Genomic DNA, 15,873 nt, shown 5'->3' on the forward strand with positions numbered 1-15,873 from the left:
TCCACTCTCCCTCTTGCTCGGCTGCCATGCGTATGCCCTTGAAAGTGAAGACAACACATGAAAAATCACGATCTACCGAGGATGAGGGTGACCGAAATACCCGGAGAAGGGTTCGTGAACCGATCGCCGCTGGTCAACAGCGGTGGTGCCCCCGGGAATCCGGCCGGCGGCTAGACGGCCTCCTCGGCCGGTGCCTTGGCTGATGCCTTGGCGAACGGCACCCCGCGCAGGGTGAGCAGCACCAGCGCCACGCCCCCGCCGACGAGGGCGATGTCGGCGACGTTGCCCACGAACGGGCCGTAGTCGATGAAGTCCACGACGTGCCCGCGGGCGAAGCCCGGCTGGCGGAGGAGCCGGTCGCCCAGGTGGGACACGGCGCCGCCGAGCAGCGCGCCCAGCACCAGCGCCCAGCCGGGAGAGGCCAGGCGGCGCGCGGCGTACAGGATGCCGGCCACGGCGCCCGCCGCCACCAGGGTGAACACCCAGGTCGCGCCGCTTCCTATGGAGAGCGCGGCTCCGGCGTTGTACAGCAGCCTGAAGTGGATCAGCGGCGGGAGCACGGCGACGCGCTCGTCACCGGACAGCGTGGAGACCGCCCAGAACTTGGTGAGCTGGTCCAGGAGCACGACCACCACGGTCAGCGTGAGCATCATGGCGTACAGCCGACCCGAACCCCGCTCCAACCGCATCATTCATGCCTCCGTGCTGTGCCGATATCCGAACCAGGATTTTCCCGAGACTACCGGGACGCTTCCCCAACACCGAAGATCGTGTGGCTTGCGCGCGTTTCCCCGCATTTGGCACCTGTTTCTGATAACAGGTCAGTAGGACAGTACTGTCACCGGCGATACACGATGTGTGATCGAGGGCAGGCTGATCAGGACGGATGCGTGTGGGAGGCGAGATGCGCGGTGAGCACGAACCCACCCGGACCAGGCGTCCCCGTGCGACCCCCAGGGGCAGACATCCCTACGACAACCCGCCCCCGCCCGCTCCGGTTGCGCCCGTGCCGTACGGCACCGCGGGCGATCCGTTCTCCTACGGGGACTGGGTCGGCCTGGATCTCACGGCGCTGCGCACCCGCCGCAGGCGGCCGTCGGAGCCTGAGCCGTGGTCGTGGCGGGAGTTGCCCCGGGACCGTCTCCTGCGGTCCGCGCTGCTGATCGGGTTCCTCGCGGCGGCCGGGGTCGGCGTCTGGACGTCCGGCTGGGCGCCGCCGTACTGGCCGCAGGGCATCCGGGCCGCCGTCCCCACCCCCGCCGCAACCACCGAGACCAGCGAACCCCCCAGGGTCGTCGAGGCCAGTGCGACCCCGGCCGCCGTGCCCGTCCCGACGGTCACGGCCGCGCCGGGCCGCCCCCCTGCCGAGAAGGAGCGCCCGAGGAAGGTGACGAGAGAGCGGGACACGACACCACCCCGGGACCCGGTGAGAACCGTGGCACCGCCCGAAGAACGGCCCACGATGACCAGGCCCACCAGGACCACCCGGGCGGCCGGGAGGGAACGGCGGCAGCGGCACGCCCTGCGGCGGGCGAACAGCTGGGGCAGGGGTCACACCGGCGCGGACAGAAGGGGCGCCCGGTCGCGCACGCAGGACGGCCGGACGAACGAGCCCCCGGCCCCCCAGCCCCGGCCCTCGCCGGGCGCCGTCGGCGCCGCCTATGCCTGCCGCCACCTGTCCCCCGGCGACTGGCGCTACGGCTACTGCGTCACGGCGTGGAACGAGTACAGACGCAGGACCGGCTCGCCGTGACCGCTAAGGTGGGAAACGTAAACATAGTTGTCGAAATGGCGAACCAGGTTACCGACCGTGTCCAGTGATCCCCCCGGCTTCGAGCTCCCGCTCAGGCTCCTGCTCGGCTTCCGGATGCTCATCGACGATCTCCACGCCGAACTGGCCCGCCGGGGGCACCCGGACGTACGGCCCATGCACGGCTTCGTCATGCAGGCCATCGGCGTCGAGGGCACGACCGCCGTGGAGCTCGGCAGGCGCCTGGGCATCTCCAAGCAGGCCGCGGGCAAGACCGTCGGCACCCTGGAGCAACTGGGCTACGTGGAGCGCGCCTGCGACCCCGGCGACGCCCGGCGCAAGATCGTACGGCTCACGCCGTACGGGCTGGAGAGTCTGGCGCTCTCCGCGCGCGTCTTCGACGAGCTGCGCGCCCGCTGGGCGGGGACGCTGGGGCCGGAGCGCATGCGGGCGTTCGAGACGGACCTGCGCGCGCTCACCGAGGGTGAGACGTTCCGGCTCGACGTGCCCGGCTGGTTCGGCGCCTGAGAGGCGTATGACTCAGCGCGCCTCGGCGGCCAGGCGGATGCCGAAGCCGACGAACACCAGGCCGGTCAGCCGTTCCATGTGGCGGCGCACCGACGGCCTGGCGAGCCCGCCGCGTACGGCGTGCGCGGCCGTCACCACGAGCGCGAACCACGCGATGCCCAGCAGGCTGTGCACCGTGACCAGCAGCAGGGTCGTGGGGAGCACGGCGGCGTCGTGCGGGACGAACTGCGGCAGCAGGGTCATGTAGATGACCCCGACCTTGGGGTTGAGGAGGTTGGTCACGAACCCGGCCCGCATGGCCTTCCACGCGCCGGTCGCGAGTTCCGCCTCCGGCCGCTCCTGCCGCGTCGCGGCGCCGGGACGGCTGTTCCACAGCGCCCGCGCGCCGAGCCACGTCAGGTAGGCGGCACCGGCGATCCTGACGGCGGTGTAGGCGAGGTCGGAGGCGGCGAGCAGGGCCGTCAGGCCGAGCGCGGTCGCCACACCCCACACGTAGCAGCCGAGGATCACCCCCGTCCCGGCGAGCAGCCCGGCCCTGCGGCCCGAGGCGACCGTCGTGCGCAGCACGATCACGGTGTCCGGACCGGGAGAGACGGTGAGAACCAGTGCGACGGCGGTGAAGGCGAGCACGGCGGTGAGCACGGCTGAAATGTAGCACCGTGCGTCTTATGGGACGGCGGCCAGGGCGCGCGAACGGTCGGTCGCGACGCGCACCGCGATCCCCGCCAGGACGGTGGCCGTCAGGTAGCGCTGCACCCGCGCCCACATCGGCCGCCGCGCCAGGAAGGCGGCGACAGAGCCCGCGGCCAGCACGATCAGGGTGTTGACCGACAGCGAGACGACGACCTGCACGAGGCCGAGGGCCAGACCCTGCGCGGCGACGTTCCCGAGGGCGGGATCGACGAACTGGGGAAGCAGCGACACGTACATCACCGCGATCTTGGGGTTGAGCAGGCTGGTGAGCAGCCCCATCGAGAAGAGCCTGCGCGGCGGGTCGAAGCGCGTCTCCCCCGGGGCGAAGACGTCGTTGCCGGGCCGCAGCGCCTTCCAGGCCATCCACAGCAGGTAGGCCGCGCCCGCGAGCTTGACGGCGGTGTAGACGGCGGGCACAACCGCGAAGACCACCGCGATCCCCGCCGCGGTCGCGGCCAGGTAGACCAGGAACCCGGTGGCGACGCCCGCCAGGGAGACCATGCCCGCCCCCCTGCCCTGCGTCACCGACCGTGAGATCAGATAGAGCATGTTGGGCCCGGGGGTGAGGACCATCCCGAGGGCGATCAGCGCGACGGCGGCGAAGGAGGTGAGCGAAGCCATGTCCGCATCCTGTCCCGCGTCCCCGCCCGGGAAGAACGGCCAATTCCACGAAGTGGACCGCTCGCCTCAGACGGGCACCGCCAGGGCCGCGACCGGGCGCAGGCGCATGCCGAGCCGCTCGTAGACGCCGATCGCGGCGCGGTTGTCGGTGTCCACGACCAGCGCGACCCTGCCGTGCGTGGCGATCAGCGACCGGAAGACGAAGGCGCACACCCGCCGCCCGTATCCTCTGCCGCGCAGCGCCGGGGCGGTCGCGACCCCGGCGACGAACCCCACCTCGGGGCAGGACCAGGCGTCGGCGGCCGTCGCGACCAGCCTGCCCTCGGCGGAGCGCACCCCCGCCCACCTGCGGATTCCCGGCAAGCCCGGTACGGCCCACGCGGAGGGGGCGGCCTCGGTCAGCAGGGCGCTCACCTCGGCGTCGGTCTCCAGGAGCCACCCGGTCTCCTCGTCCCCGGCGTCGTGGGGGGCGGGTGGGGTGGCGGTCTCCATCCACTCGAACGGCCGGACCGGGCCGGAGCCCGGCAGCAGGTCCGCCAGCTCACCGGCCAGGTCCCGTTCGGCCATGACGCGGTAGGAGGGGGCCAGTTCCGGCAGCGCCCGCCGTACGAGAACGGCGACCTGGTCGGCGGGGCCGCGCACGGTGAGGCGGTCGCGGCGGTTGAGGTCGGGGCTGGCGACGGCGACCGCCTCGCCGTGCGCCCACGCCCGGATGCCGTCGCGCATCCCCTGCGCCGCCCACATGACGATCGTGTCGTCCTGGCAGGCGGCGGCGACGTCCTCGACGGAGGTCAACTCCATGGGGGGCTCCAAAAAGCTCCAAGAAGAAGGTCTACAGGATCGCGCCGGGGACGTAGGCCGCGGCGGCCGGGTGGCGGGCGACGACCTCCTGGATCCTGGCCACGACCGCCTCGACCTGGTCGGCGGCGGCGCCGGTGAAGGACAGCCGCTCGCTCAGCAGTTCCCGCAGCTCGGCCTCGCCCAGCGGGAAGCGCTCGTCGGCGGCCAGGCGCGCGACCAGCTCGTTGCCCGCGCCGCGTTCGCGCATCGCCAGCGCGGAGGCGACCGCGTGCTCCTTGATCACCTCGTGGGCGCTCTCCCTGCCCACCCCGGCGCGCACCGCGGCCATCAGCATCTTGGTCGTGGCCAGGAACGGCAGGTAGCGGTCGAGCTCGGCGGCGATGACGGCGGGGAAGGCGCCGAACTCCTCCAGCACGGTCAGCATCGTCTCGACCAGCCCGTCGAAGGCGAAGAAGGCGTCGGGCAGGGCGACCCGCCGTACCACCGAGCAGGAGACGTCGCCCTCGTTCCACTGGTCACCGGCCAGCTCGCCCGTCATGGAGGCGTAGCCCCGCAGCACGACGGTCAGCCCGTTGACGCGCTCGCAGGAGCGGGTGTTCATCTTGTGCGGCATGGCCGAGGAGCCGACCTGTCCCTCGGCGAAGCCCTCGGTGACGAGCTCGTGCCCGGCCATCAGCCGGATGGTCTTGGCCAGCGAGGAGGGGGCGGCGGCGAGCTGCACCAGCGCGGTGACGACCTCGTAGTCCAGCGACCTGGGGTAGACCTGCCCGACGCTGGTCAGCCGGTTCGCGAAGCCCAGGTGGGTGGCGACGTGGTCCTCAAGCTCGGTGAGCTTCGCCCGGTCCCCGCCGAGCAGGTCGAGCATGTCCTGCGCGGTGCCGACCGGACCCTTGATGCCGCGCAGCGGGTAGCGGGCGATGAGCTCCTCAAGGCGGGCCAGGGCGACGAGCAGCTCGTCGGCGGCCGAGGCGAACCGCTTGCCCAGGGTGGTGGACTGCGCGGCCACGTTGTGCGAGCGCCCGGCCATCACGGTGCCGGAGTGCTCGGCGGCCAGGGTGCCCAGGCGGGCCAGCAGCGCCACGCAGCGGTCGCGCACCAGCAGGAGGCTGTCGCGGATCTGCAGCTGCTCGACGTTCTCGGTGAGGTCGCGCGACGTCATGCCCTTGTGCACGTGCTCGTGCCCGGCCAGCGCGTTGAACTCCTCGATGCGGGCCTTGACGTCGTGGCGGGTGACCCGCTCCCGCTCGGCGATGGAGGCCAGGTCGACCTGCTCGACGACCTTCTCGTAGTCGGCGACGGCCTCCTCTGGCACCGCGATCCCCAGCCGGGCCTGCGCGGCCAGCACCGCGAGCCACAGGCGGCGCTCGGCCACCACCTTGTACTCCGGGGACCACAGGCGGGCCAGCTCCGCCGAGGCGTAGCGGGCGGCCAGAACGTTGGGGATGCGAGGCTTGGCAGTCACGTTGCCTCAGTCTATTGCCGCCCGCGCTCCCGGCCCGCCACGGGGTACGGCGACGCCCGCCGTACCCCGTGCGAGAGGTCAGCCGACCGGGGTCAGGTCACCCTGGGACTTGACCTCGGCCTCGTGCTTACCTGCCTTGGACCCGCGGCTGAAACGCTCCTTGGTCCGTTCGAGGATCACGTACAGCGTCGGCACCAGCACCAGCGTCAGCAGCGTCGAGGACAGCAGACCGCCGATGACCACGATGGCCAGCGGCTGGGAGATGAACCCGCCGGAGCCGGTCAGGCCGAGCGCCATCGGGATCAGCGCGAAGATCGTGGCGACCGCGGTCATCAGGATCGGCCGCAGTCGCCTGCGTCCGCCCTCGATCACCGCCTCGACCACCCCGAGCCCGCTCTCGCGGTACTGGTTGATCAGGTCGATGAGCACGATGGCGTTGGTCACGACGATGCCGATCAGCATCAGCATGCCGATCAGGGCGGGCACGCCGAGCGGGGTGCCGGTGGCCAGCAGCAGGCCGATGGCGCCGGTCGCGGCGAACGGTACCGAGACCAGCAGCACCAGCGGCTGGGCGAAGCTGCGGAACGTCGCCACCATGATCATGAAGACGATCGCGATGGCGGCGAGCATCGCCAGGCCGAGCTGGCCGAACGCCTCGTTCTGGTCGGCGCTCACCCCGCCGATGGTGTAGCGGGCGCCGTCGGGCAGCTTCAGGTCCTGCATCTTCGTGGTCAGCGTCGCGGTCAGGGCGCCCAGGTCGCTGGCGGTCGAGGTGCCGGAGACCGTCGCGCTGCGCTCACCGTCGACCCGGGTCACCTGGGTCGGGCCGTCGACCCTGGCCACCTTGGCGACCTCGGACAGCTTGACCGTGCCGGTCGCGGTCGGCAGCTTCAGCCTGCCGATCTGCGCCATGTCCTCGGGGGCGTCGCCGCTGCGCAGGATCAGGTCGCTGGCCCGGCCGTCGAGGGTGACCTGGCCAAGCGGCGCGCCCCTGAAGGCCTGCGCGACGAACTGGCCGATCTGCGCCTCGGTCAGGCCCTTCTCCGCGGCCTTCTTCCTGTCGACCTGGACCTCGACGCGCTTGGCGCTGGCCTCCAGGTTGGAGGAGACGTCCCGCAGGCCGCTCATGCCCGCCATCGCGCCGCGGACCGTCTCGGCCGCGCCGCGCAGCGTCTCGAGGTCCGGCGCCTGCACGATCACCTGGAGCTGGTTGGTCGAGCCGCCGCCGGGGCCTCCCTGGGAGCCGCCGACGGTGATCTCACCGGCGTCCTTGAGCCCGCCGAGCCGGTCGCGCAGTTTGTCCTCAAGCGCCGTGGTGTCGGTGCCCTCGGCCACCGTCACCGAGTAGGAGGCGCGGTCCCCGCCGCCGCCTCCGGCGGCCGCGCCCATGAAGCCGCCACCGCCGCCCACGTTGACCTGGTAGGTCTCCACCTCCCTGAAGGAGGAGAGCACCTGCTCGACCTTCTTGGCCGCCGCGTCGGTGGTGGCCAGGTCGGTGCCGGGGGGCATCTTCTGGGTCAGCGACAGGGTGTTCTGGCCCGAGGAGTCGAGGAAGTTGGTCTCCAGCCGCCCGGCCAGGCCCATCGTGCCGACGAAGACCAGGATGCCGACCAGGACGGTGATCAGCCTGCGCCGGGTGGCGAAGCGCAGGACCGGCAGGTACATCCGCTGCAGGGGGCTGCGAAGCTCCTTGGCCTCGGCCTCCTCGCGCATCACGCGCGCCTGCTCGGGGGTTAGCACGGGCGCCTTGAGGAACCAGTACGCCAGGACCGGGATGATCGTCAGCGACACCAGCAGCGAGGCCAGCAGCGCGACCGTCACGGTGATGGCGAACGGGGCGAACAACTGCCCGACCATGCCGCCGACCACCGCGATCGGCAGGAAGACCGCGACGGTCGTCAGGGTCGAGGCGGTGACGGCGCCGCTCACCTCCCGCACGCCCGCGAGCACGGCGTCCCGCTTGGCCTCGCCGTACCCCAGGTGGCGCTTGATGTTCTCCAGGACCACGATCGAGTCGTCGACCACGCGGCCGACGGCGATGGTCAGGGCGCCCAGGGTCAGCATGTTCAGCGAGTAGTCGCCGAGCCACAGCGCGATCAGCGCGATGACGACCGACAGCGGGATGGACATCGCCGTCACCAGCGTCGAGCGCACCGACAGCAGGAAGATCAGGATGACCAGCACCGCGAAGGCCAGGCCGAGCAGACCCTCGGTGGTCAGGTCCTCGATCGAACGCTCCACGTAGGGCGCCTGGTCGAAGATCACGCTCACCTTGGCGGCGGCGCCGATCTCCTTGGTCAGCTCGGGCAGCTTCTCGCGCACCGCGTGGGAGATGGCGACCGCGTTGCCGTCCGGCTTCATGGTGACCGAGACGCCCAGGCTGGGCTCGCCGTCGGTGCGGGTCAGCGAGGTGCTGTCGGCCTGCGAACGCTCGATCGTGGCCACGTCGCCGAGCTTGACGGGCTTGGGCGGCTTGGGAGCCGCGACCGGGAGGCGCTGCGCCGCCGTCCCCCGGGCGCCCTGCGCCTGCGCGGCCTGCGCCGCCTGTGCCTGTGCCGTACGGCCCTGAGGGGCCCCCTGCTGCTGGAGCTGCGCCGGGGCGGCGGGCTGCAGGTAGAGGTTCTCCAGGTCCTCGACGGAGGTGATGCGGCTGCCGACCTGGACGGTCAGCGACGTGTTGTCCTGGGTGAGGCTGCCGGCGGGGATCGACTGGCCGTTGGCGCGCAGCACGTCGGCGACCGCGGTCGGCGCGAGGCCGTGCTTGGCGAGCTTCTTGGTGTCGGGGGTGACCACCACGGTCTCCTCCCGCGTGCCGGTCACCGTGGCCTCGCGCACCCCGTCGATGCCCTGCAGCTCGGGCACCATGGTCCGCCTGAGCCTGTCCTCGGTGGTCCGCTGGTCACCGCCCGCGGACACCGCGAGCACCAGCACCGGGATGTCGTCGGTGCCGCCCGCCAGAACCTGCGGATCGACGCCGTCGGGTAGCTGGGAGCCGATCCGTGAGATCGCCTGCTGCATCTTGTTCACCGAGGCGTCGATGTCGGTGCCGTACTCGAACGACACCTGGACCTGCGCAACCCCCTCGCTGGAGGTCGAGGTCACCTCGGTGACCCCCTCAAGTCCCTGGAAGCTGTCCTCGATGGGCTTGGTGACCTGTTCCTCGACGATCTCGGGGGAGGCGCCCGGGTAGGGGGCGACCACGAAGGCACCGGGGAACGAGAGGGAGGGCAGCAGCTGTTGTTTGAGCGAGGGGATCGCGAAGGCGCCGAAGGCGCTCAACACGACCGCGATCATTATGACGAGGCTGCGGTTGGCAAGACTCAACCTGGCCAGGGCGGTCATGGGGGCGGACTCCTAAAGGGGCCTGAAGGGGCATTGCACATAAGTTCGCCCCAGCCTAACACTTCGCTTTACGCGAATATTTAACGTCGTCTTGCGATCCTGATAACCTTCTCAGGAAGCGGAGAGGTGAGTGTGGACGACGAACGCGACCGGCTGATCAACCGCATCGGCGAGCTGCAGCGGGACCTTGGGCGATTCCTCGCCCAGCGCAGGCCGCCGTCTCCGCTCTTCGACTCCAACCTCACGATGCGCCAGCTCAGCGTGGTGATGCTCCTTTCCTACCAGGACTCCGCCTCGGGCCAGGATCTGGCCCACTACCTCGGCGTCGGCCTCGGCACGGTCACCGGCATCGTCGACCGCCTCGTCGGCCACGGCCTGGTAACCCGCCGCGAGGACCCCAACGACCGTCGCGTCCGCCGCGTCGAACTGACCCCGGCGGGCCGTACCCTCGTCGAACGGATCACCGACGCCGGGCTCGCCGACTTCCGCCACCTCATCGGCCTGCTCGACACCCAGACCCTGCGCGACCTGCTGAGCGTCATGGACAGGATCGAGGCAGCGACCGTCGCCCTCTGCCGCCAGGACGCCTCCTGACCGGGCCGGGGGGCGCCTCCCTGACGGGCCCCCGCCTGGCCGTCTCGTTCTTCTTCCTGGCGCTGGGCACCCTCTCCGGCGCCTGGGCCGCCCGCATCCCCGCCGTCAAACAGGACCTCGGCCTCAGCAACGGACAGCTCGCCTACGGCCTGTTCGCCCTCACCACCGGCCTCATCGTGGGGATGCGCTTCGCCGGGCGCCTCACCGACCGCTTCGGCAGCGCCCGCGTCATCACCCCCGCCGCCGTCGTCACGGCCCTGGCCGTCATCCCGCCCGGCTACGCCCCGACCCTGCCCCTGCTCATCGCCTCCCTCTTCCTGTACGGCGTCGTCAACGCCTCCCTCGACGTCTCCATGAACGCCCACGGCGTCGAGGTCGAACGCGCCTGCGGCCGCCCCCTCATGTCCGGCTTCCACGGCATGTACAGCGTCGGCGGACTCCTCGGCGCCGGAGTCGGCGGCCTGTTCGCCTGGTTCGGCGCCGGGGCCGGACCCACCCTGGCCACGACCGGCGTCACCCTCGCCCTGGCCTGCCTCCTGGCCGGACGCCACCTGCTGCCCCCCGCCCCGACGGTCAGGGAGAACCCGCCTCCCAGGACACGCAGGACCGGCTGGATCATCCTCATCGGCGTGGTCGCCTTCGCCGGGCTCGTCGGGGAGGGCGCCGCCGTCGACTGGACCGCCGTCTACCTCTTCGAGGACCTGCACGCCTCACAGGGCGTCGCCGCCCTCGGCTTCGCCGCCTTCTCCACCGCCATGACGGTCGGCCGCCTCGCCGGTGACCGGCTGGCCCTGCGTTTCGGCCCGGTCCGCCTGGTCCGCGTCTCCGGCCTGCTGGCCGCCGTGAGCCTGGGCGCCGCGCTGCTCGTCGGCCAGGTCCCCGCCGCCGTCGCGGGCTTCACCCTCTTCGGCCTCGGCCTGGCCACGATCGTGCCCCAGGTCTTCTCCGCCGCGGGCAACCACGACCCGGAGCACGCCGGAGCCTCCATCGCCCAGGTCGCCACCATCGGCTACGCGGGCCTGGTCGCGGGACCGGCCCTCATCGGCGGGGCCGCGGAGATCGTCGGCCTGCCCGCCGCCCTGGGCATCCCGGTGCTGCTCGCCGCGTTCATGTCCGCCTCGGCGGGAGCCCTGCGCCCACCCCGCTGAATCCGGGCAGGACGGTCGTACGGCAGCGCCGCACTAAGATCACGACCCATGCTTCCGGATGGTTTATGGCGGATCGCCGGGTTTGGAGTCGTCGGTCTGGTCCTCGCGGCGGCGGTCGCGGGCCTGGTGCTCGGCGACGCCTGGCTCTGGTTGGCCGTCAACTGGTCGTTGCCGGGCTACGTGCGATTCCACTCGTCCGACGGGTTCGACGCCCCGACGACCGTGGCGCTGCTCGGAGCCGCCCTGGTGAAGGCCGCGTTCCTGTGGCTGATCCTGCGCACCCCCGTGCGGGGACCAGTGAACCGCCGGGAGAAGGCGCTGCGCCGCCTGTTGTACCTGGCGGTGGCGTACAGCCTCGTGCTGCGGTACCCGGCCGACATACTCCCCGACACGGTGATCGCGGCGTTCCAGCTCGCGCTGTGGACCGCGATCGACATCCTCTACCTACTCGTCATCCGCTGGCGATCCCGCCTGCTGCGCGTGGCGGCCGGGGCGATGTTCGCCGTCGAACTGGCCGGACTGGCCGACGCGCTGCTCTACGAACTCGACCTCCCCGATCTCGGAACGGGCGTCGGCGTCCAACTGGCCCTGACGCTGGGCGGGTTGGCGGTGACCGTCGTCACGGTCATCGGGCAGCGGCGCGACGGCCGGTGGAGCCGCGGCACGCGGGCCCTCGGTTGGTCGTCTGCGGGTCTCCAAGTACTGATCTCGCTCGGCTTCTTCGCCGACGAGATCTTCGACAACCTGGCGATGCTCGTCATGGTGAAAACGGTGATGCTCGTCAACGTCGTGTGGATCGCGGCGACCGCCCGTGAGCTTCCTCCCGAGGGCCAACCGGCGGATCTTCCGCCCGCGCGGCGGCGCGCGGTCCGCCTCACGGTGGCCGCCGTGGTCCTGCTGCCGATCATCGCGATGATCCACCCGGAACGGACCCCGCACCTCACCTACACCGGCGGATCGACGGACTGCTACGACCGGCCCGCCTTCGGCGACCTGAAACCCGCGGAACGCGACGCCGTGTTCCTGTGCCTGGCGCGGAGCACGGACGACGGAACCCCGCCCATGTTCCCGGACAGCATGTCGGACCAGGGGATCCTCGCCTCCGGGCAGGCGCTGTGCCGGGCGAGGAACGGCGAGGAGCATGAGGCGATCCTGAAGCGGGCCGGGAGCGAGCGGTCCTCCTGGGGCGTGGATCCAGAGGACCTCGTCTACGTCTGCCCGGAGATCATCGGCGCGGCCCATCCCGAACTGCTGCGCTCCACCGAGGAGACGCGGGAGGCGAACGCCGCCTACCTCACCGCGGCGAACGCCGGTTGCCGTGACCCGTGGCCCAGGACGAAGGGGGTCGTCCAGGCCACGGCCAAGTACTTCCTGTTCGCCGACGGCGACTTCGGCTATCTGGTCCACGACCCTGGGGACAGGGTGACCGAGGAGCAGGCGGAGGAGGCGATGGACAGGATCCACGACGACGGCGCCCTCTTCGGGGTCGCCGAGAGCGCGGTGCTCGTCGGGCACGTCGAGGACGTCGTCGATCTGTGCCTCACGGTGAAGGCCATGCGCACCGCACCACCACGGCGAACGGCCGGGTGGGAGCAGATCAACGAGATGCCGATCGTCAGCCGCAGCGGCCGGCTCACCGTGCCGGAGATGGGCGAGGACGAGGTGGGCGCGGGCGCCCCGATGCCGAACCTGGCGATCGCGGGAAAGGGCCACTACCGGCTCCGCGTCTACGTGCGGTTCGGCGACACGGGTGAAGAACACCTGGTCGTCGTGTTCCCCGGCGCGTCGAAGAAAAGGCTCACACTGAAGCCGTGAGAATCCCGGACGCGTGCCTACGTCGAGGATCCGGAACGCCGTCCATTTACCGGGAAAATCAGGACGGCGTTTTCCCTTAGGCAGCCTTCGCGACCCACAGGAATCCCCCCATCACAGAAACACACCTCCCCCATTGGGAAAGTCCCTGCTCATCGGGCTTCACAGAAAGCCTCAATACGACGAGGAAACCGCACTGTCAAGCGACAAAAGTATCTTTCAACGATCATCGCAATAACACTGGGCGCCCACCCGGAAGCCGACCGTGTAAATCGTTTCAACAGTTGATTTTCATACCGATGATCAGCCTATGCTGACCCGTCTGCTCCCTTGGTTCCACACCGCACATCCACCGCGTGGGAAACGCGCCCTCCGGCGTGCCCGCATGCCCGAAAAGCCACAAGCACCGGCGGCGCCCACGCACCACGGAAAGACGAAAAAGGAGAATTCGGTGTCAGCTCACTCCGCCACCCGGGGTCGCGCGGGCTCTCCCTCACCCCGGCGAACAGGACGGCGACTCGCCACCGCCCTGCTCGCCGTGGCCGTCGGCGCCCTGTCCTGCGTGGTCACCGCGGGTCCCGCCTCAGCAGAACCCGCCCCCGCCTACGACCACGGCAAGGACAAGAACACCGCCCCGGGCACCCACGGCCCGCTGCCCAAGGGTTTCTCCACGACCCAACTGACCGTGAAGTTCAAGCCGGGCCTCGCCGTACGGCTGCGCGAACAGGGACTGGTCGCCAAGGACTCCGGGGACGCCACCGAGATCCAACACGTGCTGGGCAAGTACCGGGACGCCACCATCCGGCCGCTGTCCTCGACCCCCGAGACGAAGATCACCGAACAGCGCCTCCAACTGGAGAAACGGACCGGCCGTGAACTGCCCGACCTGAACTCCTGGTTCGTCGTCACCGCCCCCAGGAGCGGCGTCGAAGGACTGCTCAGGGACCTCAACGCGCTGCCCTCGGTGGAGATCGCCCAGGCCAGGCTCCCCCTCGCGGCCCCCACCGAACCCCTGCGCACCCACCAGAAGTATCTCAACCCCGCCACCTCCGTCCTGGGCGGAGGAGTCGACGCCGACTACGCCCACACCCAGACCGGCGGCAAGGGCGACGGCATCACCGTCACCGACATCGAGTACCAGTCCAGCATCATCCCCCAGTACGGCGCGCAGACCGTCTCCGCAGGCGCCAACCACTCCCTGATGGTGGCCTGGGGCGCCACCCTCGGCGGAGAGGCCTGGTCCTGGGGCGACAACGGCCAGGGACAGCTCGGCATGGGCGACACCACGACCAGGAAGGTCCCGGCGCGCGTCCCCAGCCTGTCCCACGTCCTGACCGTCTCCGCGGGCAACGACTACTCCGTGGCCCTCAAGGACGACGGCACCGTCTGGACCTGGGGCGACAACAGCCAGGGCCAACTCGGCAACGGCACCCTGACCGACAGCAAGGTCCCCGTCCAGGTCGCCGGAATCTCCAACGCCGTGGCCATCAGCGCCGGACCCGGCCACGTCCTGGCCACCCTCTCCGACGGCACCGTACGCGCCTGGGGAGACAACAGTCAGGGCCAGCTCGGCTACGGCGGATCCGACTCCCCCGTCGCCATCACCGTCCCCGGCCTCACCGGCGTCTTCACCGGCGCCGGAAGCGTCGCGGCGGGCACCGCCCACTCCGTCGCCCTCCTGGCCGACGGCACCGTCAAAGCCTGGGGCGACAACAGCCAGGGGCAACTCGGCGACGGCACCACCACCGACCACATCACCCCCGCCGCCGTCACCGGCCTGACCGACGTCACCCAGGTCAGCGGCCGCGGCGACCACGTCCTCGCCCTCCTGACCGGCGCCACCGTCAAGGCGTGGGGAGACAACGGCCAGGGGCAGATCGGCGACGGCACCACCACCGACCGCAAGACCCCGGTCACCGTCCCCGGCCTGACCGGCGTCAACGGCGTCTCCGCGGGCACCCTGCACAGCGTCGCCACGACCTTCTCCACGACCACCTACGCCTGGGGAGACAACGCCCAGAGCCAGCTCGGCGACGGCACCATCGTCGACCGCACCTCCCCCGTCACGATCTCCGTCGCCGCGGACCAGATCGCGGCGGGCGCGATCCACAACGTCGGCAAGGCAGGCCAGTGGTTCTACGTCTGGGGCGCCAACGGCAGCGGCCGCCTCGGCGACGGAACCACCACCCCGAGAACCGCCCCGACCCAGCTCAACGGCCTGGCCACCCGCTGGAACCTCTGCCACGAGGACCTCGCGGCACACGTCGCGACCGGTCAGATCGTCCAGGTGCCGCCCGTCTTCGGCGACGCCTGCGTCAACGACCCCGCCATCTACCACGGCACCGCCGTCGCCGGAGTCATCGGCGCCCAGGACGACAACGGCCTCGGCATGGCGGGCATCGCACCGCACGCCACCCTCCACCTGTCCGGCACCGACGTCCCCGACTCCGTCGCCTACGCCACCGCCCACTCGGGACCCGGCGACGTGATCCTCTACGAGATCGGGGTGACCCCCACCGGCTCCGGCGGCCCCTGGTACCCCTGGGAGGTCGAGAGCAACATCTACGACCAGACCGTCCTGGCCACCGCCGCCGGAGTGACCGTCATCGAGGCCGCGGGCAACGGCGGCAACAACCTCGACGACCCCACCGACACCTACGCCACGACCATCATGGGCCGCCCCGACTCCGGCGCCATCATGGTCGGCGCCGGAGCCTCCCCCAGCCCCGGCGGCGTCAACTGCCACGGATCCGGCGCCCCCACCGAACTGACCGCGATGAGCTTCTCCACCTACGGCTCCCGCCTCGACGTCCAGGCCTACGGCGTCTGCGTGGCGACCCTCGGCATCCCCTCGGTGCGGGACCTGACCCCCTCGGAGAGCAACCCCAACAAGAACTACACCGGCACCTTCAGCGGCACCTCAAGCGCCAGCGCCATCGTCGCCGGAACCGTCGCCGCCCTCCAGGGAGTCGCCAAGGCCGGAAGCGGCGTCCTCACCCCCGCCCAAGTCCGCGACACCCTCAAACTCACCGGCACGGCCCAGCCCACCGGCGACCCCCACCACATCGGCCCCCGCCCCGACCTCCACGCCGCCATCGACTCCCTGCCATAAAGCGCCGTAG

General features: G+C 71.0%; 12 protein-coding genes. 6 read left to right on the plus strand and 6 right to left on the minus strand.

Annotated features, from left to right (window positions below; genetic code table 11):
• Positions 1-170: 170 nt before the first annotated feature.
• Entirely contained in the window at positions 171-692 is a 522-nt protein-coding gene (locus FHS44_RS34300; protein ID WP_184722815.1) for a signal peptidase II, read from the minus strand.
• 212 nt (positions 693-904) lie between these two features.
• Between FHS44_RS34300 and FHS44_RS34305 the strand changes: the two genes are divergently transcribed.
• Positions 905-1,753 carry a hypothetical protein gene (locus FHS44_RS34305; RefSeq protein ID WP_184722818.1) on the plus strand — a complete coding sequence of 283 codons (849 nt, stop codon included), beginning with the start codon at positions 905-907 and terminating at the stop codon, positions 1,751-1,753.
• A gap of 57 nt (positions 1,754-1,810) precedes the next feature.
• On the plus strand, positions 1,811-2,278 hold the full coding sequence (locus FHS44_RS34310; protein WP_312863928.1) for a MarR family winged helix-turn-helix transcriptional regulator: 468 nt from the start codon (positions 1,811-1,813) through the stop codon (positions 2,276-2,278).
• Between the two features lie 12 nt (positions 2,279-2,290).
• On the opposite strand, the gene FHS44_RS34315 is transcribed toward FHS44_RS34310, so the two are convergent.
• From FHS44_RS34315 to FHS44_RS34335, 5 genes are all read right to left on the minus strand, one after another.
• Entirely contained in the window at positions 2,291-2,920 is a 630-nt protein-coding gene (locus FHS44_RS34315) for a LysE family translocator (RefSeq protein ID WP_184722822.1), read from the minus strand.
• A gap of 24 nt (positions 2,921-2,944) precedes the next feature.
• Positions 2,945-3,592 carry a LysE family translocator gene (locus tag FHS44_RS34320; protein ID WP_184722825.1) on the minus strand — a complete coding sequence of 216 codons (648 nt, stop codon included), beginning with the start codon at positions 3,590-3,592 and terminating at the stop codon, positions 2,945-2,947.
• Positions 3,593-3,658: 66 nt separating this feature from the next.
• A complete protein-coding gene (locus FHS44_RS34325; protein WP_221461642.1) occupies positions 3,659-4,393 on the minus strand; it encodes a GNAT family N-acetyltransferase in 735 nt (244 codons plus the stop codon).
• Between the two features lie 31 nt (positions 4,394-4,424).
• Entirely contained in the window at positions 4,425-5,855 is a 1,431-nt protein-coding gene (purB, locus tag FHS44_RS34330; RefSeq protein ID WP_184722829.1) for an adenylosuccinate lyase, read from the minus strand.
• Between the two features lie 78 nt (positions 5,856-5,933).
• Positions 5,934-9,197, minus strand: a complete 3,264-nt coding sequence (locus tag FHS44_RS34335) for an efflux RND transporter permease subunit (protein WP_184722832.1) — start codon at positions 9,195-9,197, stop codon at positions 5,934-5,936.
• A gap of 126 nt (positions 9,198-9,323) precedes the next feature.
• Between FHS44_RS34335 and FHS44_RS34340 the strand changes: the two genes are divergently transcribed.
• The 4 genes from FHS44_RS34340 to FHS44_RS41375 all read left to right on the plus strand — a co-directional run bounded on the left by FHS44_RS34340 (position 9,324) and on the right by FHS44_RS41375 (position 15,863).
• Positions 9,324-9,791, plus strand: coding sequence for a MarR family winged helix-turn-helix transcriptional regulator (locus tag FHS44_RS34340; protein WP_184722835.1), 468 nt, complete (start codon positions 9,324-9,326; stop codon positions 9,789-9,791).
• A 56-nt stretch (positions 9,792-9,847) separates the two neighbouring features.
• Positions 9,848-10,939: an MFS transporter gene (locus FHS44_RS34345; RefSeq protein ID WP_246436552.1), complete on the plus strand. Its 1,092-nt coding sequence runs from the start codon at positions 9,848-9,850 to the stop codon at positions 10,937-10,939.
• 48 nt (positions 10,940-10,987) lie between these two features.
• Positions 10,988-12,754 (plus strand): phosphatidylglycerol lysyltransferase domain-containing protein, encoded by a 1,767-nt coding sequence (locus tag FHS44_RS34350; protein WP_184722837.1) that lies wholly within the window; start codon positions 10,988-10,990, stop codon positions 12,752-12,754.
• A gap of 448 nt (positions 12,755-13,202) precedes the next feature.
• Positions 13,203-15,863 carry an RCC1 domain-containing protein gene (locus tag FHS44_RS41375; RefSeq protein ID WP_184722841.1) on the plus strand — a complete coding sequence of 887 codons (2,661 nt, stop codon included), beginning with the start codon at positions 13,203-13,205 and terminating at the stop codon, positions 15,861-15,863.
• Positions 15,864-15,873 lie beyond the last annotated feature (10 nt).

It is taken from the genome of Streptosporangium saharense (assembly GCF_014203715.1).
Classification (GTDB): Bacteria; Actinomycetota; Actinomycetes; order Streptosporangiales; family Streptosporangiaceae; genus Streptosporangium; species Streptosporangium saharense.

Excerpts from the sequence above, each read along its gene's own strand:
- FHS44_RS34300 (WP_184722815.1), bottom strand. The coding sequence starts at position 692 with ATGATGCGGTTGGAGCGGGGTTCGGGTCGGCTGTACGCCATGATGCTC.
- FHS44_RS34305 (WP_184722818.1), top strand. The coding sequence starts at position 905 with ATGCGCGGTGAGCACGAACCCACCCGGACCAGGCGTCCCCGTGCGACC.
- FHS44_RS34320 (WP_184722825.1), bottom strand. The coding sequence starts at position 3,592 with ATGGCTTCGCTCACCTCCTTCGCCGCCGTCGCGCTGATCGCCCTCGGG.
- FHS44_RS34325 (WP_221461642.1), bottom strand. The coding sequence starts at position 4,393 with ATGGAGTTGACCTCCGTCGAGGACGTCGCCGCCGCCTGCCAGGACGAC.
- FHS44_RS34335 (WP_184722832.1), bottom strand. The coding sequence starts at position 9,197 with ATGACCGCCCTGGCCAGGTTGAGTCTTGCCAACCGCAGCCTCGTCATA.
- FHS44_RS34350 (WP_184722837.1), top strand. The coding sequence starts at position 10,988 with ATGCTTCCGGATGGTTTATGGCGGATCGCCGGGTTTGGAGTCGTCGGT.